Origin of the sequence: Salmonella sp. SJTUF14076 (assembly GCF_015534835.1) — a bacterium.
GTDB lineage: Bacteria > Pseudomonadota > Gammaproteobacteria > Enterobacterales > Enterobacteriaceae > Salmonella > Salmonella enterica.
On the sequence record NZ_CP064675.1, the window covers coordinates 109,743 to 134,788 of the forward strand.

Here is a 25,046-nt window from a genome sequence, read left to right on the forward strand (position 1 = left end):
AGTATGAAAAGTACCACCTATGCGCTTATTGCTGTCGCCGCGATCGCGGCATTTGCCCTCCTGCGCGAACACTGGTCACATGTGGCAGGTTACTGGCCATATCTGTTATTGCTGGTCTGCCCGCTAATGCATCTTTTCCACGGCCACGGAGGGCATGGAGATCATCAACATCACGGAAGTGAAAACGATAAAAAAAATTAATCCGGCAGACGGGGCCGCGTCGCGGTCCCGTTATCAGTCCAGGTATCGTTCGTAGTCTCTGGCATGCGCAAAGGCATGCTGTTCGAGTTTGTTATCAGCGGGTGCCGCTGCCCGGAACGCCAGAGAGTTAACAGGGTTGTTATTGATGACCAGCTCGTAATGCAGATGAGGACCGGATGAACGTCCGCTGTTACCGGATAACGCAATAGCACCTCCCCGTGTAACCCTGGCCCCTTTAGTAACGAGTATTTTATTGAGGTGGAGATAGCGAGTTTTAACACCGGCTTTTCCCGTTACTTCAACAAAATATCCCATGGTACTGTTGTATTCGGCCCGGGTGATTTTTCCGTCGATGACGCTGACTATTTTCGTGTTCATGGGCATGGAATAATCAATGCCATTATGGGGACTCACTTTTCCCGATACCGGGTTAAGTCTTGCAGGATTGAAAGGCGAACTGAGTCTTGCTGTGGCCGGTAACGGATAATCGAGACTGCCTTTCCCGGAAGTATCGGAAAGGTTATAGAACTTTTTATCTGATATACGATACGCCGTGTAATTAAATGAACCGGACGTAAATTTATAGGCCACGACACGTGATTTTCCCGCTTTCTTTTGCAGTACGAGTTTTAATGATTCATTTTTTTTCAAATGCCGCAGATTAAACCGGGAAGGCAAGGAGCGCTGAAGAGTAGCGATCTCGTTCGATTCCAGCCCCGAGCGGGTGGCTGAAAGGTAGGCATTTTCTTTTACGACATCGGTAGAATACATTTACTGGAATTCGCCGTTAGCATGAACACTGCGGCGTATGCTAGGGGTTTTCAGGAGGCGTGTCATCTGTCAGTTAATCGGGAGCACCGTTGATGGTCGTCATTTTTGTAACATATCTTGTTTCCCGTTTGCTCCTGAAGCTCTGGGAACTGTATGACCAGCCCGACGGTGATGATTAACGGGACTGAAACAGGTTACGGCAGAGCAATATGGGGCTCATGTCCTGCTACGTAACCCGTCAGTAAAGCCCTGCTGCGCACCTGACGCTAAGCACTAACCCGCCTGCAGTTACCTGGTCGAATACAGCCCGCGAAGCTTTCTTGCCTGCGTCTGATGTGCTTCCGCACCGGCATTATTGACCTGCTCATGCACGAGAGCGGCTTTTTCTCCGGCATTCAGTTCGTTAAAAGAAGAAGACGAGGTCTTTGAATTTGCGTCACTGCCGGACAGCATTTTTTTATGTTCCTCAATCATTTTCTGATGCGCATAGGACGCGCTGTTGCTCATAAATGAATGAGCAACAATGGCCCTTTCATGTTCATTCATTTCAGAGAATGAGGGCGTGTTGTTTTTATTAACCCTGTCCGGTAAGTTTTCATGCGTCGAGGAATTCACATGACTGACGGCTGAGGCATTATTAACAAATCGATGTGCTTCATGGGCAATATCACTGGACTGAGCAAAAGCTGCCCCACAAAATAAAGCTGTAAACGCAGTGGTCGTGATTAATATATTCATGTGTAATTACCTTCTGAGGTACATAAAAGATGTCCTTATGATCATATATAAAAATAATCAACCTGTGGGGAAGATGACGTAAATGTAATACAGCTATGTACATTACACGATTGTAATGAATTTGTTTCTTAAGGTGTGCTAGATTCATTTTATTGTAAGTGGATGAACCAGTAATTTAATTTAAATCGGTTCTCGAATTCTGTCAGTAACCATACTTTAAATAAGGGAATACGCATGCTGTTGAAAACGTCTCGACGAACTTTCCTGAAGGGGTTAACCCTCTCTGGCGTAGCCGGAAGTCTTGGCGTATGGAGTTTCAATGCGCGTTCCAGTCTGAGCCTGCCAGTTGCCGCATCCCTGCAGGGTACTCAGTTTGACCTGACCATTGGTGAAACGGCCGTCAATATCACGGGCAGTGAGCGTCAGGCCAAAACAATCAATGGAGGCCTGCCGGGGCCCGTTCTTCGCTGGAAAGAAGGTGACACCATTACCCTGAAGGTCAAAAACCGTCTTAATGAACAGACGTCCATTCACTGGCACGGCATTATTCTTCCGGCCAATATGGATGGTGTTCCGGGGCTGAGTTTTATGGGCATAGAGCCTGATGATACCTACGTTTACACCTTTAAGGTTAAGCAGAACGGGACTTACTGGTACCACAGCCATTCCGGTCTGCAGGAACAGGAGGGGGTATACGGTGCCATTATCATCGATGCCGGGGAGCCAGAACCGTTTACTTACGATCGTGAGCATGTGGTCATGTTGTCTGACTGGACCGATGAAAATCCTCACAGCCTGCTGAAAAAATTAAAAAAACAGTCGGATTACTACAATTTCAATAAACCAACCGTTGGCTCTTTTTTCCGCGACGTGAATACCAGGGGGCTGTCAGCCACCATTGCCGATCGGAAAATGTGGGCTGAAATGAAAATGAATCCGACTGACCTCGCGGATGTCAGTGGCTACACCTACACCTATCTCATGAACGGGCAGGCCCCGCTGAAAAACTGGACCGGACTGTTCCGTCCCGGTGAAAAGATACGCTTACGGTTTATCAACGGCTCGGCAATGACCTATTTCGATATCCGTATCCCCGGGCTGAAAATGACGGTCGTGGCTGCAGATGGCCAGTATGTAAACCCGGTTACCGTTGACGAATTCAGGATTGCCGTTGCCGAAACCTATGATGTCATTGTGGAGCCTCAGGGTGAGGCCTATACCATCTTCGCACAATCCATGGACAGGACCGGTTACGCTCGAGGGACACTGGCCACGAGAGAGGGGTTAAGTGCTGCCGTTCCCCCCCTCGATCCCCGTCCTCTGTTGACCATGGAAGATATGGGTATGGGGGGAATGGGACATGATATGGCAGGAATGGACCACAGCCAGATGGGAGGCATGGATAACAGCGGAGAGATGATGTCTATGGACGGTGCTGACCTTCCGGATAGCGGGACATCCTCCGCGCCCATGGATCACAGCAGCATGGCCGGTATGGATCATTCCCGGATGGCCGGAATGCCGGGTATGCAAAGTCATCCTGCGTCAGAAACGGATAACCCACTGGTTGATATGCAGGCGATGAGCGTCTCTCCGAAATTAAATGATCCGGGTATTGGTCTTCGAAATAACGGAAGAAAGGTTCTCACGTACGCGGATTTGAAAAGCCGCTTTGAGGATCCTGACGGACGTGAACCTGGCCGTACCATAGAACTGCATTTAACCGGCCACATGGAAAAGTTTGCCTGGTCATTTAACGGAATCAAGTTTTCAGATGCCGCACCGGTGCTGCTGAAATACGGTGAGCGGCTCAGGATCACGCTGATCAACGATACCATGATGACTCACCCCATTCACCTGCATGGTATGTGGAGCGATCTGGAAGATGAAAACGGTAATTTCATGGTTCGTAAACACACAATAGATGTTCCCCCTGGTACAAAACGCAGTTACAGAGTGACAGCAGATGCGCTTGGCCGCTGGGCGTATCACTGCCATTTGCTCTATCACATGGAAATGGGAATGTTTCGTGAAGTCCGGGTGGAGGAATGATGCGAATGAAGAGAAATTTGAAGGCCATACCTGTTCTGGTCGCCGGTTTGTTTACCTCACAGCTTTCTATTGCGGCGGGCTCCGTCTCTGCAGATCCCCACGCCGGGCACGACATGTCTGCCATGCAGATGCCAGCAGATGAGAATTTCACTGAGATGACGTCAATGGAGCCCATTGTAACTGAGAGCAGAACGCCAATTCCGCCTGTTACCGATGCCGACCGGAAGGCTGCATTCGGCAATTTACAGGGGCATGCGATTCACGACAGTGCGATTAATTATCTGGTTCTGCTGGATCAACTGGAATGGCAACGGTCGGATAACACCAACAATTTCAGCTGGAGTGTTAACAGCTGGATTGGAGGCGACACAGATCGGATTTGGCTAAAGAGTGAAGGTGAACGAAGCAATGGGGAAACGGAGGCGGCTGAAGCGCAGTTACTCTGGGGACATGCGGTTGGCCCATGGTGGGATTTGGTTGCGGGTGTCAGGCAGGATTTCAGACCTGCTTCTGCCCGGACCTGGGCTGCTGTCGGTTTTCAGGGGCTGGCACTCTATAATTTTGAGTCTGAAATTACGGGTTTTGTCAGTAATGGCGGAAAAGCAGCCCTTCGTCTGGGAGGAGAATACGACGTTTTACTGACTAACCGGCTCATACTCCAGCCATCCTATGAGGTGAATTTCTACAGTCAGGATGATGAATCGCGGGGTCGCGGCAGGGGACTGACTGACACAGAGCTGGGGCTCCGGCTGCGCTATGAAATACGCCGTGAGTTTGCACCCTATATAGGCGTTTCCTGGAATCAACTTTACGGGAAAACATCCGATATGGCGAAAAGAGAAGGTGAGAAAGACCATCAGGTAGTATTCCTGGCGGGAGCCAGAATCTGGTTTTAACGCACTGATATAAAACACTCAACTAAACAGGTAAATAAAATGTCGATTTTAAATAAAGCCATTCTTACAGGTGGCCTCGTTATGGGCGTTGCTTTCTCTGCTATGGCCCATCCGGAATTAAAAAGCTCTGTGCCACAGGCTGATTCAGCCGTAGCGGCCCCGGAAAAGATTCAGCTTAATTTCTCGGAAAATCTGACCGTGAAATTCTCAGGTGCAAAATTAACGATGACGGGTATGAAAGGCATGTCATCACATTCTCCGATGCCGGTCGCGGCAAAAGTGGCGCCAGGCGCTGACCCTAAATCGATGGTCATTATTCCGCGAGAGCCTTTACCCGCTGGCACTTATCGTGTTGACTGGCGCGCGGTTTCTTCAGATACGCACCTTATTACCGGTAATTACACCTTTACAGTGAAGTAATATTATGAACGACCTGATTATGATTGTTATTCGTTTTCTTCTTTATCTGGATTTGATGGTAATATTTGGATTGCCATTTTTTCAGATATATGGAATAAGCGGTGTCAGACATGAAACCTATAACCTGACTAATTTCAGGTCGTTTATAACTTTTGCTGTTGTTACAGGCATCATTCTTACTGGCATTAATATGCTCCTGGTATCTAATGCCATGAGTGGAGTAACTGACCTCAGAGAATTATCCATCCATGTTATCGAGATGGTGATAGAAGAAACTGATGTGGGTATTAGCTGGATTGTCAGGCTCTGTGCCCTGTTTACCACACTCGGTGCTTTGTTCCTTTACACTAATAAGAGAGTATTGTCCTGCCTGCTGATGACGATGAGTGGGGGCGTGGCGCTGGCTACACTTGCCTGGGGAGGACACGCCGTTATGCATGACGGTCTGCATTACTATCTCCATTTACTGAGCGATCTGACCCATCTCGGCGCTGCAGGTGCCTGGACAGGTGCTCTGGTTGCATTTGCTATCCTGCTGATGCGCAGAAACGAGCATAATGCACAGAGCGTCATTGTGATATCTGACTCCCTGGCAAAATTTGCCACGGCAGGAACGGTGATTGTTGTAGCCCTGATCCTGAGTGCGCTGGTCAACTATCTGTATATTGCTGAGGGTAACTTAACTCCCTTATTCAACAGTTCCTGGGGGAGGATATTGCTTGCCAAGACGGCTCTGTTTGTTCTGATGCTTCTTCTGGCTGCAGCAAACCGGTTTCACCTGGGTCCCCGGCTTGAAGTTATGGTCAGGGAAGGGAATTATGATCGCAGCGTTGCCCTGATGCGAAACAGCATCCTGACAGAATTCGTTGTTGCGATTATCATTCTGGGCGCCGTAGCGTGGCTCGGAATGCTTGCTCCGTCTCAGGTCAGCTAGGGGACAGCCAAAGCTCATGCGTGAGATTTTTACTTTCATATCAGCGAGTTGACCATGCAGCGTATTTTAATCGTTGAAGACGAACAAAAAACAGGTCGTTACCTGCAGCAGGGACTGGTTGAGGAAGGCTATCAGGCCGATCTCTTTAATAATGGCCGCGATGGTCTCGGGGCCGCGTCGAAGGGACAGTATGATTTGATAATACTGGACGTGATGCTGCCTTTCCTCGACGGGTGGCAAATCATCAGCGCACTGAGGGAGTCCGGGCACGAAGAACCGGTCCTGTTTTTAACCGCAAAGGACAACGTGCGGGACAAAGTGAAAGGACTGGAGCTTGGCGCAGATGACTACCTGATTAAGCCCTTTGATTTTACGGAGCTGGTTGCACGTGTAAGAACCCTACTGCGCCGGGCACGCTCGCAGGCCGCAACAGTCTGCACCATCGCCGATATGACCGTTGATATGGTGCGCCGGACCGTGATCCGTTCGGGGAAGAAGATCCATCTCACCGGTAAAGAATACGTTCTGCTTGAGTTGCTGCTGCAACGCACCGGAGAAGTGTTACCCAGGAGTCTTATCTCGTCCCTGGTCTGGAACATGAATTTTGACAGTGATACGAATGTGATTGATGTCGCCGTGAGACGTCTGAGAAGTAAAATTGATGATGACTTTGAGCCAAAACTGATCCATACCGTTCGCGGTGCCGGATATGTCCTGGAGATCAGAGAAGAGTGAGGTTCAAAATTTCCCTGACCACACGCCTGAGCCTGATTTTTTCTGCGGTGATGCTTACGGTATGGTGGTTATCAAGTTTTATCCTGATTAGCACCCTTAATGGCTATTTCGATAATCAGGACCGCGATTTTCTGACAGGTAAACTTCAGCTCACCGAAGAGTTTCTTAAAACAGAGACGTTCAGGAACAAAACGGATATTAAGTCATTATCAGAAAAAATAAACGATGCGATGGTGGGGCACAATGGCTTATTCATTTCTATAAAAAACATGGAAAATGAAAAAATTGTTGAACTCTATGCCAAAAATTCTGTTGTTCCAGCGGTCCTGCTTAATAAGTCGGGTGATATTCTCGACTATATGATCCAGACGGAAGAAAATAACACCGTGTACCGCAGTATCTCGCGGCGGGTTGCCGTGACGCCGGAACAGGGTAAAAGCAAACATGTCATCATTACGGTTGCCACGGATACTGGGTATCACACCCTGTTTATGGACAAACTCAGTACCTGGCTGTTCTGGTTCAATATCGGTCTGGTCTTTATTTCTGTTTTTCTGGGCTGGCTGACCACACGTATTGGTCTGAAACCGCTACGGGAAATGACCAGTCTGGCTTCCTCCATGACCGTACACAGCCTGGATCAGCGTCTAAATCCCGATCTGGCTCCGCCGGAAATCTCTGAGACCATGCAGGAGTTCAATAATATGTTTGATCGCCTGGAGGGGGCATTCCGGAAACTGTCAGATTTCTCGTCTGACATCGCGCATGAGCTGCGCACACCAGTCAGTAATCTGATGATGCAGACGCAGTTTGCACTGGCTAAGGAAAGGGATGTTTCGCATTACCGCGAAATTTTATTCGCTAACCTGGAAGAACTGAAAAGGTTGTCACGAATGACCAGTGACATGCTTTTTCTGGCACGTTCAGAGCATGGTCTGCTGCGGCTGGATAAACATGATGTGGATCTGGCAGCCGAACTGAATGAATTACGTGAGTTGTTCGAGCCCCTGGCAGACGAAACAGGAAAGACAATCACGGTTGAAGGAGAGGGCGTTGTTGCCGGAGACAGCGATATGCTCCGACGTGCTTTCAGTAACCTGCTTTCCAATGCAATCAAGTATTCTCCCGATAACACCTGTACAGCGATACACCTTGAGCGTGACAGTGACTGTGTGAACGTGATGATTACGAATACGATGTCCGGCCAGGTTCCCGCTAATCTGGAACGTTTGTTTGACCGGTTCTATCGCGCAGACTCATCAAGGTTCTACAACACGGAAGGCGCGGGGCTGGGATTATCAATTACAAGGTCGATCATTCATGCTCACGGCGGCGAGCTGTCAGCAGAACAGCAGGGGCGTGAAATTGTGTTCAAAGTGCGCCTGTTAATGGATTAATCCCGTTGTTCAGGAGAAACCTGGAAGGTGACAAAATTGTCATCATTCAGTCACGCGATAAACAGAGGCGGTTTTTTATAATTATTCATAAATCAGGAGCAGCGTGATAACACAATCACCTGGTTCCTGGAGTGATGATTAACCCGCCCTGAGATCAACTGCTTTCTCTGTTATAAGCCATTGATTGTTTGGGTATGTAAACACCGGAGACCCAACCATGAAAAAGATTCTCGTATCATTTGTTGCCATTATGGCTGCCGCTTCATCTGCCATGGCTGCAGAGACAATGAACATGCATGACCAGGTAAATAATGCACAGGCACCTGCCCACCAGATGCAGTCATCTGCTGAAAAAAGTGCAATTCAGGGAGACAGCATGACAATGATGGATATGAGCAGTCACGATCAGGCCGCAATGTCCCATGACATGATGCAAAACAGCAATTCTGCTGCCCACCAGGACATGGCTGAAATGCATAAAAAAATGATGAAAGCTAAACCCGGAGCTACCAACGAAACAGCAAAGTCATTTTCTGAAATGAGCGAGCATGAGAAGGCCGCAGCTGTACATGAGAAGGCGAATAATGGTCAGTCTTCCGTTGTTCACCAGCAGCAGGCTGATAAGCATCGCAGTCAGATCACCCAGAATTAACCCGCAGCTCCACTTGTTAGACCCTCATTTGACGCCGAAGTCACTGGCTTACGCTCCCGTCCGGGAGCGTTTTTTTTCCCATATATCAAACTTTAACTCTGAAGAGGTGGAAGTATCTGACCAACACTGTCACGTAACGCCAGATAACTACAAAAACACCTTTTTCCTCCTGTAAATTGCAGTTCCTGCAAGAACATCAAGGCATAATGTTGGAACAGCGTGTGATACACACTTAGCATCATGTTTTGTATGTGTTTTTTTAAAACTTTACAACTTTAAAGTCTTTTTCAGGTTAAAGGATACAACTTTAATGTCTCTACACAGTCCTACCTTTGCTCAAATCAAAATGTTCTGACATACCAAAATGGAGTGTAAAATGACTCAAAACCAGGGTTCTGAGCCAGTACCGGCGAGCCGGACAGGGCAGCTCATCAGCGCCCGGGATATGGCCATGCAGAAATTCGAAGAAGGGATGCGGTTAATCTCGGAAGCGTCGGAACTGTGCGGTCTCTCTCTCTTCACCAGCAGAATTATGCAGCCCAACGCATTTGGTCTTCCGTCGTCACTGGATCGCACCATCGAGGAGGGGCGTAAGGAAATTGACCGTAAAACGTGGAAAAGGCTCTTTGAAGAAACAGGTATGGACCGGTACTGGAACCATAAGCAAAAAGAAGCCTTTAACGAATCCCTTCGTACGGATCCGCCCGTCGCTTCCCTGGAGATTGTTAAGGGAACATTACAGCATGCACTGGCTAACAGACGAGACACCCTTGCAGAAGGTTTCGTTGATGTTCTCAACAAGCTTGACCGAAGTTTCAAAAGCAATGCCAGGCAATATACAATGCCAAAAAAGCTTGTTCTTCGGGGGATTTTTCCTGGTGTGAACGTGCTGAGGTACAACGGTTTCTCGCAGGACAATCACTTTTGTTTACGCGACTTTGAGAATATTGTATGCATCTGTTCTGATACTCCAACACCTGCAACCGGCGGTGGGCTGAGTATGGTCGACAGGCTGACGGCCATGAGAAATACAGAATTCACAGGCGAGGTCAGTGATGAGAATGGCTGGCGGTGTCGCCTGTTTGAGAATGGAAACGTTCATATTTGCATCGACAGTATCTCGCTTCTGAATGCTCTGAACGATCTTATCAGCATATATTTTGCAAACCAGCTTCCGGCCGCAGGAAAAAAATGATGATTGAAAATGATAAAGAAAAAAGCCTGAACGATGCTACCCCGCCAGAGGTGCAGAATGACATCCGCAGCGAATCCACTGAAAAATCAAAGGAAATGGGTCGTTCAAGGTACTCATCTATCGCGATGATCGATTACTTCAATGCAATCGAACGTCTGTGCAAAGAGAAAGAAATTAACCCGGAAAATATCGATCTGAGCTTCAAAGTTCACTGGCTCAGAAACGCTGTTGGCGGCTCGTTTGCAAGGTCACAGGAGATGTTCGCGGAGTACCAGAAGTATGTTAAAGAGGTTCCTGAAGAGGCCCGTTACCTGGATATACCCGATGAGGTAAAGGTTGCACTCGGCGATATTATCTCGTACATCACCTGGCACTACCGTAGAAGCTATACCGCAATACAGAATGATAGTGTTAAAAAAGCTGAAGCACGTAGCATGCAGCTGGAGGAGGAGGTAACGCAGCTGTTACAGCGGCTTGAGCAAAGCGCTACCGATATGGATGAGCTGAAACTTGAGAATCAGGCACTACAGGGTCGATTAGAGATCCGGGACAGTACCGTCAAGGAGTTAGAAACAAGGCTGAATGTTGCCGAAGCAGAACTCGAAACCTGCCATCACCAGTTAGATAGCACACGGCATGAATTGAGCCTCGCACAGCAGTCAAATGACTCACTCTCCCAGCAACTGGCTGAACGTAAAACAGAGATCGCTGGTCACCTTGAATATCAAAAAAAGCTGAACGAAGAGATCAACACGCAGCGTTCTGATAACGCCGGTCTTTCCAGACAATGCGACCAGTTAAGTCAGACTGTGTCAGATACAAAGGCAGAGAGGGACAGGTTTGAACAGGAATTGATTGCTGCACAGAACCTTTGTACTGAGCTGAAAAGTGCACTGTCCGGGAAAGAGGGTGACCTGGTGGCGGTGAATGCCGAGCTTACTGAACTCCATAAACTAAACGAGTCGCTGAGCGCCGACCTGAATAAAGTAACTTTGGTCAGCCAGGGCTATGAAGCGGAAGTGGCTGAACAAAGCAATGAACTCAAAACGCTCCAGGCCAAAGTAATGAAGCTGGAAGCTACCCTGGAGGCGGAGAAAACAATCTCAGAATCCCTAAAAGGCACCATTGATACATTAACTGGTGCAATGGCAGGGGGAGGTACTGGAAAGTCAAAACAGCCGCGTAGCAGAAAAACATCATGATAAATGAAGCCAGGTTGATACACTTCTCTGCATCCCCTGGCACATAAGAACTTCTGCGGACATTCAGCCCGTCCGCAGGAGTTTTCGTCCTTCAGTCAACAAATGCACTACCTTTTTTGAGTCTCCACTTTCCAGAGCAGAAAACACGTTACCGATTCTACCAACAGCTTGTATCTGAGTGATAACCCCAGTCTTGTAATCATCTAGGATCCCTGACAGGAAAGCGTTCAGTTTTGTCTGTTCGCTTAGCGAAAGCATGTAGGACATTTTTTCTCCATTTTAAGCAGGTGTGTCAGTTGAAAGAGGTTTGCGTGATTCTGGAAAATGAGGCAGCACCATAGTTTCAGATGCTGTGGTCGCATCCCAGTGCCACCATCCATAAGGCCCATATTCACGGTTGTAATAATCTTTTTTGAGTTGCTTTCGGGCCAGATAAGCAGGAGTGGCCATACCAAATACTTCCATCGGGAACGGCTTATCGCTTTTTGTGTCGAGCAGGTAGAAGTCAGGGAACACCTCACTAATACTCGCATCATAACGCATGGGCTTAACGTACTGCCGGTGCTCTGCATCCAGCTTTTCTGCAACAACCGCCTCATAGGAGGAGTCCAGAGGTATCCAGTTCTCGCTAACGTGCATCAGCACAATTTGATGAGCTCTTACAGAAGGGCCTCTGCCGGTTACCGCAGCTGGTGACGTCAACGCAAAGACAACTATTTTCGCCCCGGATTTCCATGCTGCGTACTCCGATGAAAATCGTTTCTTTACGCTATCCCAATGGACTTCTGAATTGAAAAAAATCAGCGGTAGCCCCCCAAAATTCCGCAGGGGTAAAAATTTAAGTGGCTTCTCATGCTTTTCAGCATCGTAGCGAGGTAAAACTGACAGGAGCATGAGACGTTTATCACTCATCGCCTGTGATGAAAGACGCTGAATTTGCGACTGAGCGACAGGTTGTTTCGGGTCAGGTACACCAATGAATAAATGGTCACCTATGCAGGCTCTGCCGGTACGAATTTGTTTAGCGGTTTCAAGCAGACGATACCGTACCAGTGAATCGTTACGTTTCCCTGCCATTTTCGGGTACCAGACATTCAGACCAGACTCTGTCCACAAAAGACTAAGCAAGCCCAGGAGGGTCATTGAGGCCTGACCTCCTTCTGGTCGCTGAACATGGGGCAGGGGAGGCACTTCTGATTTTTCAGGAGGATCTTTCTCTGTCATACCGATACCGAGCCTTACAGCCATATCACCTTCGGTTGTAATCCGGACCACACCACTCGCATATCCTTTCAGGCCGGTATGCCGGGCATCAAGGGAGAAGAATACACAGGAAGGATCATGCTCAATGCCCGTGTTAGCGGCTTTGACGAGAATAAAGGCATCACCGTTCGGTAAAGCACGAACATAAAGTCGCTTTTCTCCTTTTCCACGACATCCGCAGGTGATGACTGATTTTTGACCTGAGGTGTGGTGTGCCTTTTTAAGAGCCGACTGCCACCCTTTAGCAAACTCATCCTGCGTTTGAAAGTCAGGTGAATACCTTTTGACGTTTGGATCGTCGTCGTAAGCAATCATCACTGCGAATTTTTGGCTCATAGTAGTCTCCTAAACAGAAAGTTTAATATCCCAACCAGAGCAACACTTCCTGAGCGTCATACTGTTCCTTTACGCCCATGTCGCTAAAGAATTCTTCGAAATCTGTTTCGGGAACGCAATGCCTGGACAGTTCTTGTAATGCTCGTTCTTTAGATACCGTCTCACCTTCAGCTGATTCGAAATACGTCATGGTTGACCTCTGACATTATTACAACAATCTTAAGCATTTAAATTGATGAAGGAGCTCAGGTCAGCTGACTTCGTCGTAAAACTGCCGCAAGCGCTGGGAGGCTGCAAATTCAATTCGTGACTTCAGCAGTTTGGCGACGGCCGCAAAGACATCAACGACCACGGAGTTCCCAAACTGTCTGTAAGCCTGTGTATTGGACACAGGGATACGGAAAACACTTTCCCCGGGTTTATCGAAGCCCATTAGCCTGCTGCATTCACGTGGCGTTAGCATGCGTGGCCGACGGTCCATGTTGTATGTGTTATGGAAATCAGTTTCTCCCAGTTCATGAGACCAGCCCCGATCAATAAGAATTTCAGATCCGTCTTTCATATAGCGGCTTGAGAGGGTTCTGGTGACACTATTAACATTGGAAGGATCTACTAGTCCAAAACCAAAACCATTGCCTTTTGCCGCATGTTTCTTTGCATAGTTGTATAAGTACTCCCAGAGTTTAGGGGAGAGGATGTATTTACTATCTACGCTCGGATCCAGTAAATCTGAGAGAGAAGGGCGCTTGTCCGGATAAAAGTCTTTAATGTCTCTCAGAGTAAAACCGTCTTTCAGACGTAGGTCGCGGCGAAAACCAATAAGGACGATACGTTCACGGTGCTGGGGTCGGAAATGACGGCCATCGATGACTTTAGGATCATCCGCGCCCGTGCTTTCGCTGTTTGCGACGTCGTAGCCAAGCTCATCGAGCGTTTTCATGATGATGTTAAAGGTATTACCCTTATCGTGACTCTTCAGATTTTTTACGTTTTCCAGAACAAAAATTGCAGGTTGTTTTGCCCGGATGATCCTGGCCACATCAAAGAAGAGCGTACCCTGAGTGTCGCACTCGAAACCGTGTTTGCGACCCATAGAGTTCTTTTTACTGACACCGGCGATGCTGAATGGCTGGCATGGAAATCCCGCAAGAAGAACATCATGATCCGGGATAGAGGCATCGATAAATTTGTATGCCTCGTCATCAGTAACCTCGGGCCGGTTGCTAAGAGTGATGTCACGGATGTCTGAATTGAAGCGGTGCTCGTTCTCATCGCAATACCAGTTCGCCCGGTAAGTACGGCTGGAATAAGTATTCCATTCGCTCGTGAAAAGACATTTACCACCGATGGCATCAAATCCGCTTCGCAGTCCACCTATACCTGCAAACAGATCGATAAAGCTAAAGTGCCTGTCCTCATAATCAGCAGGTCGTGAAGGTATTAAAGTCTGTAGATAGCGTCCATCTGCGATACTCAGCTCACAATGCTCAGGTATGCATGTAACCTGACGTTTAAGGGATGCACGGGACCAATTACTGCCATTTTCATCATTTAATACCTGAGCCAGATATTTCAGGTCATAAATGGTCGAAGCTGTTAACAAAGTTTTGTGGATCAGAGATGGTGTTTTATCCACATCATTCAGGTCTGTCTCAAGATCATGAGTGTAACGTTTCATCCAAACTCTCTCAGGAATAATATCTTTGAGATAGATTAACACGCTTAATTTGGATTATTTTTTGGTTCAGGTTCTAAATTTATTGTGATTATTCTGCCTTTAAGTTGCAAAAAGATTGGTTTTAAGCCCGCCCATGAAATAATGACTTGTTAAAATACTGCCTGTAAATAGGCTTGTGGATACATGTCTGTACTCAACAAATCAAGGTGAAATGATGTTTTTTTTAACAAAGTTACTTTTGCCCATCATGATTGTTGTATTCCCAGTGGCGTCCTGGGGGAACTCAACAACTTTTGAGGCAAAGGTGGTTAAGATTGTTGACGGTGACACCATAACTGCGTTGGATGCTCAAAACACAACCATCAAAATACGGATGTATGGTATAGACGCTCCTGAATCTAAACAGGCTTTTGGCCAAAAAGCAAAACAGGCCTTAACCACAGCTATAGCAACTAAAATCGTTACCGTGATAGACCATGGTACGGATATCTATGGCCGTATGTTAGGTACCATCTGGTTAGATGGATATGATATCAATGCCTCTATGGTGGACAGTGGATATGCGTGGGTTTATCGGTTCGAAGATAACGCCATTGTCCCTGGCTATATCAAATATGAATCCGCAGCACAAAAGGAGGCAAAAGGGTTATGGGCAGACACCAACCCTGTCCCACCATGGCAGTGGAGACAGGCAAACGAAAAGCCCAGAAAGGTGAAAGAGAAGAAATAACCATGATGAAAGAGCCTCATCCGTTACTTCAGTTGGTACTAAACGATTCCGGTCGTCTAACCATGCCTGTTTATTATAGAGATCAACAGTATTGCCCGACTTGCCTTACAAAGGTGTTGAAGAGTGAGGATGGAAGTTTGGCGCACCTCGGGGAAATAAATCAAAATACATGTAGACCTTCTATTTCAGTAGTTGTGACAAAAGCAATTATTGAAATGTTATGTGACGGGGAAAAAATATATGTAAATCCAATACGACACCGAGGCCGGGTGCTGGCACCCTCAGTAATTTTTTCTCCCGACACTCACACTTTCAAACCGTTTATAAATACAGACTATCAGCCTGTGGGAGCAAACTGGAAAAGTGAAAAGGGATATAAACTCGGTCTGTTTTATCTCAAAGATCGAGCCAACTCTATCAATAAAGAGGAATTTGATTTCATTGCCGTTATAGACCCTGAGGCAATGCAGAAAGAATTTATTTCGGCCTGGTCTGAGGTTGATGAAAAAAATCCATTGGAAACGCTGAAGCAGATCTTACGATCTAAAAACAACTCTTCTTTATGGGTAAAATGGCCTGGCAAAATTGAGCATGCGCAAAAAGGAAATTACAACGAAAATTACTGGTTCGATTATCAATCTGATAATCAGGAAGTGAACTGTACGGTCTCTGTTGTAGGTATCGAAGGTAACAGTTCCGGTGAGACAATTTATAGATTGCAAACTTTGCTAAAGCGTAAGCTCAATGAATATCAACTGGTTCGGTCTTTAGGGACTATTATGCTTCTTGATAATACCGGGAATATGATTCCATCAAACCATCCTTATTTTGAAGTCATCTCAAAAGCATGTATAAATGGAGTGCGTGACTTTGTTCGTCAAAACCCGTGGGTAGTCTGACGGTCAACTATAAAGCATAATATAATTAGTAATAACAAGGAACAGACATGAATGAAAACTCAGTAATCTTAATAAGTTTATTTTGGTTTTTTTTGGGATCGAGTGTTGTAGCTGGTTTTATGGATGCATCATTATATTGCTGGATTTTTGCAGCCATAAGCGCATTGTTTCTTCTTTCGGTGATACAAACACCAAAGGAGTTAACGGTATCTATTAGTCATATGACAAGCAAAACGCTGATCTCAAAGACAGATGATGGATACACATTTAGCATTTCACCTTACGGAGACGGGTACCGCTTATCAGTCTCGCCTGAAAATCGTCACAATGGTACCCAAAGCTTTGACGGCTGGTTCCCACGTTTTTTTTCCGAACCACAGTATGCCAAATCATCTTTAACTAAATTTCTCGGTGAGTCCTTAGTATGGGAAGAAGATTCAAGTAATGCTCTATGAGATTACTTATTATAAATTTTTCTATTAATCTCCATGGAGTGATATATGAATTTGGCCTATTTTTTATTTTTGTCTATAACTGTTATGCTTACGAGCTTTATTATTAAATCACTTGTCGTATTGGTAAAGTTCAAATTACTTCGTGATGAACGTCTCGAATATACCAGCAATAAAAATATTGATGAGATGTACGATTTAATGAATGCGAAGGAAGAAATCCTCATAAGGCATCATAAGCAGATGTTGGCATTGCATCTTTCACTATTAATATTCGTTCTATTTATTGCTTACATTTACTAAAAATAATTTTATTCAACATTTCAACAAAGGGTTTTCAATGGAAAGCTTCGAAACTGAACAAATGATTCAATATGCTTTCTACATAAATATCGTAATAACGACTGGTTTGGCATGGTTTTGCTTGCGGTCAGGATTGCATTACAATTTTTTCAGAAAAGCAGAGAGTGCCAGAACAAAAGGGCTGAGTAGTACCTCTACTGAACACGGTCCAGCAATAGTGAGACTAAAGAAGCTACAAGCATTAGTAGATTTTATTAGTAACTGTGCTTTTCTAATCCTTTCAATTGGCACAGCTTATATTTTGTATGTTTGGAGCCACAGTTAACTCATACGAGGTAACTTCGGCAGGTAACAACTTCTAATGCAGGACTTTAATAACTCTAAGGGATTCTACATGAAAAAAGACGATCTAATTACGCGTTGTAAATTACTTAAAGGCGAACGCGATGAGTCTATCTTTACCATATTAATTGGGATAGTAGTAAAGCTGGGGCTGGTAGGCCTGGCATTCTATCTGTTGCTTGGTTCCACGATTGATTGGTCAAGCTGGAAAACTTATGCCGCCATGTTGATCTTGGGAGCATTTCTCTAAAATCTTGAACCTTTTTTCACTCATTACAAGCCATGACCTAGTGCGTAGATCATACGATCTTTAAACCTTATGTCATTGATTTATAAGTACATATAACAAAGATTATGTTAAATACTGTATGTATGTACAGCATCAACAGTTGCCCCCCTCATATTGAGGTAATTGCTACATTCATACCACTATTCTTCTTATAGTATCGACATCCTGAATTATTGCACCCTACTGCTTTGTCTTTAGCTGTTCCGAATTAAAATTCATTGCTCAATTTGGATCACATGACGATCAGCGTATTCCTTTGCTTTATCAAAGTTAAGTTTTTAAAACATAAGATATGTAATGACAAATTCTCAATCTGATTTTCCTTTGAACGATCAAAATTTTCAGGCAGATTTGCTGAAAATCAAAAAGGTTTTCGCCGACCTTATAACGCAGGCATCAGATGGTAAGATACCCATAAGGTCTTCTCATGTACACGGCTTACACCATTTCGAGGAGCTCTACATCCGGGCAAGAGCAGGCATGTGTTCGGTCCTGGGATATCCGGTCATGGTTGTTTCAACTATCTCAGTTAAAGAGCCCGGCACAGGCATTTTTAGAGCGCTTCTTGCAGAATTGAAATGTATTGCAGATGAACAAAATTACATTTTGAAAATTGAAAATGTACTGCCTCCCCTATTCCGCAAATACCTTATTCAAGAAGGTTTTGTTTTCCCAGGTGAACCTTGGATGTGTGGTTCCGGCTATTGGTTTAAGAACCCACAAGTACTTCATGAAAATATTGAGTTATTATCTGTTTAAGTCGATCTAACAATTTCACTGGAGCTAACATGTCCCCGGAATTGGTATCAGACATTGCAAGAGTGGCGCATGAAAAGCTACTTTCAATTTTAACGGAGTGCGGCATAGAGAAGACGGCAGGCACTTGCCTTTTTGCAAGCTATCTTGTGTGTTATTTAGCAAAAACTAAAGGTCTAGATGCTGTTGTCCGTGGGGGTAACGGTGCAGATGATGGCGGTATATTTATAGAGTGTGGTGGCTTTGGCCATTATTGGTGTGAGTTGAATTTCGAAGAAGTGCAATATTATATTGACATCACTTCCGAACAGTTTGGGTTTCATCCATACATAGTGAAACTCGCCAACGATATAACAGGATGGCCTCGATATATTCCTGGTGATCAGGAAACGGTCGATAGTCATTTAGAACAATTATTACGCGACGGCTATACAGAATAGGCTGCGTATACCCTATCGCAGCCTTTCAGGCTCTTAACCCTTGTGACCTGTTAACGGAACCACTCAGGATGACGCTGCCGATCAACTTTGATAACCTGCGAATTAAATTCAACGACATCCGCTGGAGTAAGCATTAATTCATCAGGATTTACAATAAATGGTCTTAAAACCACTTCGCCACCGTCTTCTTTTGCACCGTAGATATTAATAAGAAAGTGCAGTCGTTGATTTCCTTCAGCATTGCGTTGCCATTCTCTAAAAGTCAAAGTTTGTTTAATATAGTTTGTTAAAAGAAATGCGAATTCAGATTCTTCCGTTTGTGAGATACCGATTTTGTTAGACATTTTTTTTAGTATCTTTCCGAGCATGGACACACAGGCATCTAGACTTAACGATGTTGAAATTTTGGTCGTATTAAAATCCTCCTGCGAAAGTGAAATCATCCATGTATTATCTTTATGATAGTCGGTAATATAAATAAAATGAGATGTAAAAGGCGTTGAGTGATTGAACTCTCCTAAGTTCCATCCATACTGACTCACTGTATTTGAGCTAAGTTCTTTGTCGGTAATGTTCATAATTCATACCTTTCGATAAAGTCTGTAATGATAATTAGCTATCTCAAAGGACCAGAACAACTCTTGAAATAACCACACTCGAAGAATTTATCATATTGAACACCCCTACCTAATAACCTTGCCGACTTAATAAATCACAATAGCCCTCCCCTGACATTTTAAAATGCTACTTGAATTTTTGATAGCTTATGGTTGTTTTATGTTCTTTGTGATACGCATATGTCATCTTCTCTTTCCAGTACCAATCTTGTAGATCCTGCAAGTCTAGCCCATTTTTCTCACGTATGCTTTCGTGTAATTCGCTAAGCGCGAGTTTATCATTAGGTTTATAAATGGCTAATTTTTCTTCAAATAAATCCAGCCAACGTTTCCCCATCTTACGACGCAAAACAAACACCATCGTGATAAATGTAATGAAATGCACAGCAATTAGTTCCAACTTATGCGATTGCTGACCAGATAAAATTACTATTGTAACAACAGGGATGGCCGTATATAAAGCAATCAAAGCGACCATAAGTTGGTATGGTTTTTCCCGTATTACCATGTTCATGGGTAAACCAGAGGACGCTACTGCTTGCCAAAATCTTAAAGGGGAGCCCGCAGAATTCGGAAAAAATCGTACGCTAAGGTTTTCCGGGCATCCGTAAGGGCCGAAACTTCCCGTCTTCCAGTCTGCGGCTCTGCCGCCAGACGTAATCGCCGGTTAGGTTGATGTGCTCCCAGCCCAGCGGCGACAGGAATTGCAGCAGCTCGCCGTCCACCGGCTTGCCGGCCTCGACCAACCCCTGGGTGGCGCGTTCCAGGTACACCGTGTTCCACAGCACGATAGCCGCCGTCACCAGGTTGAGGCCGCTGGCCCGGTAGCGCTGCTGCTCGAAGCTCCGATCCCTGATTTCCCCAAGGCGGTTGAAGAACACCGCCCTGGCCAGCGAGTTGCGCGCCTCACCTTTGTTCAGGCCGGCATGCACGCGGCGGCGCAGTTCAACACTTTGCAGCCAGTCCAGGATGAACAGCGTGCGCTCGATCCGGCCCAGCTCGCGCAGGGCCACGGCCAGTCCGTTCTGGCGCGGGTAGCTGCCGAGCTTGCGCAGCATCAGCGAGGCGGTGACGGTGCCCTGCTTGATCGAGCTGGCCAGGCGCAGGATGTCGTCCCAGTGGGCACGCACGTGCTTGATGTTCAGGGTGCCGCCGATCAGCGGGCGCAACGTCGGGTAGGCTTGCACGCCCTGCGGCACGTACAGCTTGGTTTCGCCGAGGTCGCGGATGCGCGGCGCGAAGCGGAAGCCTAGCAGGTGCATCAGGGCAAAGACGTGATCGGTGAAGCCGGCCGTGTCGGTGTAGTGCTCCTCGATCCGCAGGTCGGACTCGTGGTACAGCAGGCCGTCGAGCACATAGGTGGAATCGCGGACGCCGACATTCACCACGCGGGTGCTGAACGGCGCGTACTGGTCGGAGATATGGGTATAGAACAGCCGTCCCGGCTCGCTACCGTACTTCGGGTTGACGTGCCCGGTGCTCTCGCCCCGGCCACCCGCGCGGAAGCGCTGGCCATCGGAGGATGAGGTCGTGCCGTCGCCCCAGTGGGCGGCAAAGGCGTGGCGATACTGGTGGTTGACCAGCTCGGCCAAGGCCGCCGAATAGGTTTCGTCGCGGATGTGCCAGGCTTGCAGCCAGGACAGCTTGGCGTAGGTCAGGCCGGGGCTCGACTCGGCCATCTTGGTCAGCCCGAGGTTGATCGCATCACCGAGGATTGCGGACAGCAGCAACGTCCTGTCTTTGGCCTCGGCCCCGTCCTTCAAGTGGGTGAAGTGGCGGCTGAAGCCCGTCCAGTCGTCCACGTCCATCAGCAGTTCGGTGATCTTGATGCGCGGCAGTAACTGGCTGGTTTGGTCGATCAGCGCCTGCGCCCGATCCGGCACCGCCGCATCCAGCGGGGTGATTTTCAGCCCTGACTCGGTGAGGATGGCATCGGGCAGCTCGTTGTCCTTGGCCAGGCGGGTGACGGTGGCCAACTGCTCGTCCAGCAGCTGCAAACGCTCTTCCAGGTACTGGTCGCTGTTCGGGTTGATCGCCAGGGGCAGGGCCTGCTCGCGCTTGAGTGCGGCGAACTTCTCGGCCGGCAGCAGGTAGTCGTCGAAGTCGCGGAACTGCCGCGAGCCCTTGACCCAGATGTCGCCGGAGCGCAGGGCGTTCTTCAGCTCGGACAGGGCGCAGATTTCGTAGAATTTCCGGTCGAGGCCTTCCGGGGTGATCACCAGCGGCTTCCAGCGCGGCTTGATGAAGGCCGTGGGTGCATCGGCCGGCACCTTGCGCAGGTTGTCGGCGTTCATCTCACGCAGGGTCTGCACGGCTGCCAGCACGCCTTGCGCGGCCGGCCCGTGCTGTTCCCCAACTTTTCGCTCGGCGAAGAGTATGAACATGCGCCGCCGGCGACGAATCGCCAAATCTCACCGTATCTCCCGAGCGGACGATTTCGCACCGGTCTGCCCGTCGAAGGGCTTGCGATCGAACGGGGCGACCTTTTCTATGCATGTCCGCGAGCCAGCGTCTTTTATGGCACGGCGCTCGACGCCGACCTTCGGACGCGCGGCGTAAGCACGCTTGTCATGGCCGGGATAAGCACCACCGGCGTTGTTCTTTCAAGCGTCGCCTGGGCTAGTGATGCGGACTACGACGTGCGTTTGGTCCAGGACTGCTGCTACGACCCGGATCGGGATGCCCACGAAGCTCTGTTGCGTTCCGGGTTCGGCGGACGTGTACAGGTCGTGTAATTTTCGGGCCTCGCATGATCGCGGCCATAGCCGCAGGTGGATTGGTGCGAGGCAGGGCCAGTCCAAGTCAGGGTGCGGTCATCGCGGCGCCTGCAACTCTCAAAAACCCATCGCCGTAGCGGAGGTCTTGTAATCGCATGTCATTACGCACGCCCGATTTATTGTTCACAGCGATAGCACCTGCCATTTGGGGCAGCACCTACATTGTCACCACCCAATACCTGCCGAACTTCTCACCGATGACGGTCGCGATGCTGCGGGCGTTGCCGGCGGGTTTATTGCTCGTGATGATCGTCCGACAGATTCCAACGGGAATCTGGTGGATGCGCATCTTCATCCTCGGCGCACTTAATATTTCGCTATTCTGGAGCTTGTTGTTTATTTCGGTCTACCGCCTGCCGGGCGGGGTCGCGGCGACGGTAGGCGCTGTGCAGCCGCTGATGGTCGTGTTCATCTCTGCCGCTCTGCTAGGTAGCCCGATACGATTGATGGCGGTCCTGGGGGCTATTTGCGGAACTGCGGGCGTGGCGCTGTTGGTGTTGACACCAAACGCAGCGCTAGATCCTGTCGGCGTCGCAGCGGGCCTGGCGGGGGCGGTTTCCATGGCGTTCGGAACCGTGCTGACCCGCAAGTGGCAACCTCCCGTGCCTCTGCTCACCTTTACCGCCTGGCAACTGGCGGCCGGAGGACTTCTGCTCGTTCCAGTAGCTTTAGTGTTTGATCCGCCAATCCCGATGCCTACAGGAACCAATGTTCTCGGCCTGGCGTGGCTCGGCCTGATCGGAGCGGGTTTAACCTACTTCCTTTGGTTCCGGGGGATCTCGCGACTCGAACCTACAGTTGTTTCCTTACTGGGCTTTCTCAGCCCGGGGACCGCCGTGTTGCTAGGATGGTTGTTCTTGGATCAGACGCTGAGTGCGCTTCAAATCATCGGCGTCCTGCTCGTGATCGGGAGTATCTGGCTGGGCCAACGTTCCAACCGCACTCCTAGGGCGCGTATAGCTTGCCGGAAGTCGCCTTGACCCGCATGGCATAGGCCTATCGTTTCCACGATCAGCGATCGGCTCGTTGCCCTGCGCCGCTCCAAAGCCCGCGACGCAGCGCCGGCAGGCAGAGCAAGTAGAGGGCAGCGCCTGCAATCCATGCCCACCCGTTCCACGTTGTTATAGAAGCCGCATAGATCGCCGTGAAGAGGAGGGGTCCGACGATCGAGGTCAGGCTGGTGAGCGCCGCCAGTGAGCCTTGCAGCTGCCCCTGACGTTCCTCATCCACCTGCCTGGACAACATTGCTTGCAGCGCCGGCATTCCGATGCCACCCGAAGCAAGCAGGACCATGATCGGGAACGCCATCCATCCCCGTGTCGCGAAGGCAAGCAGGATGTAGCCTGTGCCGTCGGCAATCATTCCGAGCATGAGTGCCCGCCTTTCGCCGAGCCGGGCGGCTACAGGGCCGGTGATCATTGCCTGGGCGAGTGAATGCAGAATGCCAAATGCGGCAAGCGAAATGCCGATCGTGGTCGCGTCCCAGTGAAAGCGATCCTCGCCGAAAATGACCCAAAGCGCGGCCGGCACCTGTCCGACAAGTTGCATGATGAAGAAGACCGCCATCAGGGCGGCGACGACGGTCATGCCCCGGGCCCACCGGAACGAAGCGAGCGGGTTGAGAGCCTCCCGGCGTAACGGCCGGCGTTCGCCTTTGTGCGACTCCGGCAAAAGGAAACAGCCCGTCAGGAAATTGAGGCCGTTCAAGGCTGCCGCGGCGAAGAACGGAGCGTGGGGGGAGAAACCGCCCATCAGCCCACCGAGCACAGGTCCCGCGACCATCCCGAACCCGAAACAGGCGCTCATGAAGCCGAAGTGCCGCGCGCGCTCATCGCCATCAGTGATATCGGCAATATAAGCGCCGGCTACCGCCCCAGTCGCCCCGGTGATGCCGGCCACGATCCGCCCGATATAGAGAACCCAAAGGAAAGGCGTCGTCGCCATGATGGCGTAGTCGACAGCAGCGCCGGCCAGCGAGACGAGCAAGACCGGCCGCCGCCCGAAACGATCCGACAGCGCGCCCAGCACAGGTGCGCAGGCAAATTGCATCAACGCATACAGCGCCAGCAGAATGCCATAGTGGGCGGTGACGTCGTTCGAGTGAACCAGATCGCGCAGGAGGCCCGGCAGCACCGGCATAATCAGGCCGATGCCGACAGCGTCGAGCGCGACAGTGCTCAGAATTACGATCAGGGGTCTGTTGGGTTTCACGTCTGGCCTCCGGACCAGCCTCCGCTGGTCCGATTGAACGCGCGGATTCTTTATCACTGATAAGTTGGTGGACATATTATGTTTATCAGTGATAAAGTGTCAAGCATGACAAAGTTGCAGCCGAATACAGTGATCCGTGCCGCCCTGGACCTGTTGAACGAGGTCGGCGTAGACGGTCTGACGACACGCAAACTGGCGGAACGGTTGGGGGTTCAGCAGCCGGCGCTTTACTGGCACTTCAGGAACAAGCGGGCGCTGCTCGACGCACTGGCCGAAGCCATGCTGGCGGAGAATCATACGCATTCGGTGCCGAGAGCCGACGACGACTGGCGCTCATTTCTGATCGGGAATGCCCGCAGCTTCAGGCAGGCGCTGCTCGCCTACCGCGATGGCGCGCGCATCCATGCCGGCACGCGACCGGGCGCACCGCAGATGGAAACGGCCGACGCGCAGCTTCGCTTCCTCTGCGAGGCGGGTTTTTCGGCCGGGGACGCCGTCAATGCGCTGATGACAATCAGCTACTTCACTGTTGGGGCCGTGCTTGAGGAGCAGGCCGGCGACAGCGATGCCGGCGAGCGCGGCGGCACCGTTGAACAGGCTCCGCTCTCGCCGCTGTTGCGGGCCGCGATAGACGCCTTCGACGAAGCCGATCCGGACGCAGCGTTCGAGCAGGGACTCGCGGTGATTGTCGATGGATTGGCGAAAAGGAGGCTCGTTGTCAGGAACGTTGAAGGACCGAGAAAGGGTGACGATTGATCAG

At 49.0% G+C, this 25,046-nt stretch carries 27 protein-coding genes and 1 pseudogene; 19 read left to right on the forward strand and 9 right to left on the reverse strand.

Annotated features, from left to right (window positions below):
* Nucleotides 1–3: 3 nt before the first annotated feature.
* Nucleotides 4–201 (forward strand): DUF2933 domain-containing protein, encoded by a 198-nt coding sequence (locus HU143_RS23200; protein WP_000843494.1) that lies wholly within the window; start codon nucleotides 4–6, stop codon nucleotides 199–201.
* A gap of 33 nt (nucleotides 202–234) precedes the next feature.
* Here HU143_RS23200 and HU143_RS23205 read toward each other — a convergent pair whose 3' ends face one another.
* The gene (locus HU143_RS23205) at nucleotides 235–972 is read right to left on the reverse strand and encodes a peptidoglycan DD-metalloendopeptidase family protein (RefSeq protein ID WP_000287501.1); all 738 of its coding nucleotides are present in this window, start codon (nucleotides 970–972) and stop codon (nucleotides 235–237) included.
* A gap of 288 nt (nucleotides 973–1,260) precedes the next feature.
* Nucleotides 1,261–1,710 carry a copper resistance protein gene (locus HU143_RS23210; RefSeq protein WP_080229804.1) on the reverse strand — a complete coding sequence of 150 codons (450 nt, stop codon included), beginning with the start codon at nucleotides 1,708–1,710 and terminating at the stop codon, nucleotides 1,261–1,263.
* 234 nt (nucleotides 1,711–1,944) lie between these two features.
* On the opposite strand from HU143_RS23210, the gene pcoA reads away from it, so the two are divergent.
* From pcoA to HU143_RS23255, 9 genes are all read left to right on the forward strand, one after another.
* Nucleotides 1,945–3,762: a multicopper oxidase PcoA gene (pcoA, locus tag HU143_RS23215; protein ID WP_000925240.1), complete on the forward strand. Its 1,818-nt coding sequence runs from the start codon at nucleotides 1,945–1,947 to the stop codon at nucleotides 3,760–3,762.
* A gap of 5 nt (nucleotides 3,763–3,767) precedes the next feature.
* On the forward strand, nucleotides 3,768–4,658 hold the full coding sequence (gene pcoB, locus HU143_RS23220; RefSeq protein WP_001378118.1) for a copper resistance outer membrane transporter PcoB: 891 nt from the start codon (nucleotides 3,768–3,770) through the stop codon (nucleotides 4,656–4,658).
* 39 nt (nucleotides 4,659–4,697) lie between these two features.
* Nucleotides 4,698–5,078: a copper resistance system metallochaperone PcoC gene (gene pcoC / locus HU143_RS23225; protein WP_020219105.1), complete on the forward strand. Its 381-nt coding sequence runs from the start codon at nucleotides 4,698–4,700 to the stop codon at nucleotides 5,076–5,078.
* Between the two features lie 55 nt (nucleotides 5,079–5,133).
* Nucleotides 5,134–6,012, forward strand: a complete 879-nt coding sequence (gene pcoD / locus HU143_RS23230; RefSeq protein ID WP_229692861.1) for a copper resistance inner membrane protein PcoD — start codon at nucleotides 5,134–5,136, stop codon at nucleotides 6,010–6,012.
* Nucleotides 6,013–6,066: 54 nt separating this feature from the next.
* Complete coding sequence (gene pcoR, locus HU143_RS23235) at nucleotides 6,067–6,747, forward strand: copper response regulator transcription factor PcoR (protein ID WP_001188930.1); 681 nt, start codon at nucleotides 6,067–6,069, stop codon at nucleotides 6,745–6,747.
* Nucleotides 6,744–8,144 carry a copper resistance membrane spanning protein PcoS gene (gene pcoS, locus HU143_RS23240; protein ID WP_001211180.1) on the forward strand — a complete coding sequence of 467 codons (1,401 nt, stop codon included), beginning with the start codon at nucleotides 6,744–6,746 and terminating at the stop codon, nucleotides 8,142–8,144. Before pcoR ends, pcoS begins: the two co-directional genes overlap by 4 nt.
* A 217-nt stretch (nucleotides 8,145–8,361) precedes the next feature.
* Nucleotides 8,362–8,796 (forward strand): copper resistance system metallochaperone PcoE, encoded by a 435-nt coding sequence (pcoE, locus tag HU143_RS23245; RefSeq protein WP_000723069.1) that lies wholly within the window; start codon nucleotides 8,362–8,364, stop codon nucleotides 8,794–8,796.
* Between the two features lie 376 nt (nucleotides 8,797–9,172).
* The gene (locus tag HU143_RS23250) at nucleotides 9,173–9,991 is read left to right on the forward strand and encodes a DUF4942 domain-containing protein (protein WP_000193209.1); all 819 of its coding nucleotides are present in this window, start codon (nucleotides 9,173–9,175) and stop codon (nucleotides 9,989–9,991) included.
* Nucleotides 9,988–11,193 (forward strand): hypothetical protein, encoded by a 1,206-nt coding sequence (locus HU143_RS23255; RefSeq protein WP_001572381.1) that lies wholly within the window; start codon nucleotides 9,988–9,990, stop codon nucleotides 11,191–11,193. Before HU143_RS23250 ends, HU143_RS23255 begins: the two co-directional genes overlap by 4 nt.
* Nucleotides 11,194–11,472: 279 nt before the next feature.
* On the opposite strand, the gene HU143_RS23260 is transcribed toward HU143_RS23255, so the two are convergent.
* The 3 genes from HU143_RS23260 to HU143_RS23270 are packed head-to-tail and all read right to left on the reverse strand — an operon-like array spanning nucleotide 11,473 to nucleotide 14,470.
* On the reverse strand, nucleotides 11,473–12,792 hold the full coding sequence (locus tag HU143_RS23260) for a DUF1173 family protein (protein ID WP_000078514.1): 1,320 nt from the start codon (nucleotides 12,790–12,792) through the stop codon (nucleotides 11,473–11,475).
* A 22-nt stretch (nucleotides 12,793–12,814) separates the two neighbouring features.
* On the reverse strand, nucleotides 12,815–12,982 hold the full coding sequence (locus tag HU143_RS23265; RefSeq protein ID WP_000220758.1) for a hypothetical protein: 168 nt from the start codon (nucleotides 12,980–12,982) through the stop codon (nucleotides 12,815–12,817).
* Between the two features lie 60 nt (nucleotides 12,983–13,042).
* Entirely contained in the window at nucleotides 13,043–14,470 is a 1,428-nt protein-coding gene (locus tag HU143_RS23270; protein WP_000833382.1) for a DNA cytosine methyltransferase, read from the reverse strand.
* Between the two features lie 214 nt (nucleotides 14,471–14,684).
* On the opposite strand from HU143_RS23270, the gene HU143_RS23275 reads away from it, so the two are divergent.
* The 6 genes from HU143_RS23275 to HU143_RS23300 all read left to right on the forward strand — a co-directional run bounded on the left by HU143_RS23275 (nucleotide 14,685) and on the right by HU143_RS23300 (nucleotide 18,681).
* Nucleotides 14,685–15,200 carry a thermonuclease family protein gene (locus HU143_RS23275; RefSeq protein WP_001572389.1) on the forward strand — a complete coding sequence of 172 codons (516 nt, stop codon included), beginning with the start codon at nucleotides 14,685–14,687 and terminating at the stop codon, nucleotides 15,198–15,200.
* A 2-nt stretch (nucleotides 15,201–15,202) separates the two neighbouring features.
* A complete protein-coding gene (locus tag HU143_RS23280; protein ID WP_000975182.1) occupies nucleotides 15,203–16,099 on the forward strand; it encodes a hypothetical protein in 897 nt (298 codons plus the stop codon).
* Nucleotides 16,100–16,146: 47 nt separating this feature from the next.
* Nucleotides 16,147–16,554: a hypothetical protein gene (locus HU143_RS24710; protein WP_001572392.1), complete on the forward strand. Its 408-nt coding sequence runs from the start codon at nucleotides 16,147–16,149 to the stop codon at nucleotides 16,552–16,554.
* A gap of 694 nt (nucleotides 16,555–17,248) precedes the next feature.
* Nucleotides 17,249–17,446 carry a hypothetical protein gene (locus HU143_RS23290; RefSeq protein WP_000710701.1) on the forward strand — a complete coding sequence of 66 codons (198 nt, stop codon included), beginning with the start codon at nucleotides 17,249–17,251 and terminating at the stop codon, nucleotides 17,444–17,446.
* Between the two features lie 336 nt (nucleotides 17,447–17,782).
* Nucleotides 17,783–18,244 (forward strand): hypothetical protein, encoded by a 462-nt coding sequence (locus HU143_RS23295; protein ID WP_000185304.1) that lies wholly within the window; start codon nucleotides 17,783–17,785, stop codon nucleotides 18,242–18,244.
* Between the two features lie 29 nt (nucleotides 18,245–18,273).
* Nucleotides 18,274–18,681 (forward strand): hypothetical protein, encoded by a 408-nt coding sequence (locus HU143_RS23300; RefSeq protein ID WP_000074418.1) that lies wholly within the window; start codon nucleotides 18,274–18,276, stop codon nucleotides 18,679–18,681.
* Nucleotides 18,682–18,731: 50 nt separating this feature from the next.
* On the opposite strand, the gene HU143_RS24715 is transcribed toward HU143_RS23300, so the two are convergent.
* From HU143_RS24715 to HU143_RS23315, 3 genes and pseudogenes are all read right to left on the reverse strand, one after another.
* The gene (locus HU143_RS24715) at nucleotides 18,732–19,259 is read right to left on the reverse strand and encodes a hypothetical protein (protein ID WP_001027750.1); all 528 of its coding nucleotides are present in this window, start codon (nucleotides 19,257–19,259) and stop codon (nucleotides 18,732–18,734) included.
* Nucleotides 19,260–19,425: 166 nt separating this feature from the next.
* Nucleotides 19,426–19,812, reverse strand: coding sequence for a hypothetical protein (locus tag HU143_RS23310; protein ID WP_181728339.1), 387 nt, complete (start codon nucleotides 19,810–19,812; stop codon nucleotides 19,426–19,428).
* Nucleotides 19,813–19,885: 73 nt separating this feature from the next.
* Nucleotides 19,886–21,637, reverse strand: a pseudogene (locus tag HU143_RS23315) (Tn3-like element TnAs1 family transposase); the annotation flags it as partial.
* A 3-nt stretch (nucleotides 21,638–21,640) separates the two neighbouring features.
* On the opposite strand from HU143_RS23315, the gene HU143_RS23320 reads away from it, so the two are divergent.
* Both HU143_RS23320 and HU143_RS23325 read left to right on the forward strand, forming a co-directional pair.
* Nucleotides 21,641–22,033 (forward strand): cysteine hydrolase family protein, encoded by a 393-nt coding sequence (locus HU143_RS23320; protein ID WP_001351729.1) that lies wholly within the window; start codon nucleotides 21,641–21,643, stop codon nucleotides 22,031–22,033.
* Between the two features lie 137 nt (nucleotides 22,034–22,170).
* The gene (locus HU143_RS23325) at nucleotides 22,171–23,055 is read left to right on the forward strand and encodes a DMT family transporter (RefSeq protein ID WP_000058717.1); all 885 of its coding nucleotides are present in this window, start codon (nucleotides 22,171–22,173) and stop codon (nucleotides 23,053–23,055) included.
* A 31-nt stretch (nucleotides 23,056–23,086) separates the two neighbouring features.
* Here HU143_RS23325 and tet(A) read toward each other — a convergent pair whose 3' ends face one another.
* Nucleotides 23,087–24,286, reverse strand: a complete 1,200-nt coding sequence (gene tet(A), locus HU143_RS23330; RefSeq protein WP_001493765.1) for a tetracycline efflux MFS transporter Tet(A) — start codon at nucleotides 24,284–24,286, stop codon at nucleotides 23,087–23,089.
* A gap of 105 nt (nucleotides 24,287–24,391) precedes the next feature.
* On the opposite strand from tet(A), the gene tetR(A) reads away from it, so the two are divergent.
* Nucleotides 24,392–25,042 carry a tetracycline resistance transcriptional repressor TetR(A) gene (tetR(A), locus tag HU143_RS23335; protein WP_001493764.1) on the forward strand — a complete coding sequence of 217 codons (651 nt, stop codon included), beginning with the start codon at nucleotides 24,392–24,394 and terminating at the stop codon, nucleotides 25,040–25,042.
* Nucleotides 25,043–25,046: the final 4 nt, after the last annotated feature.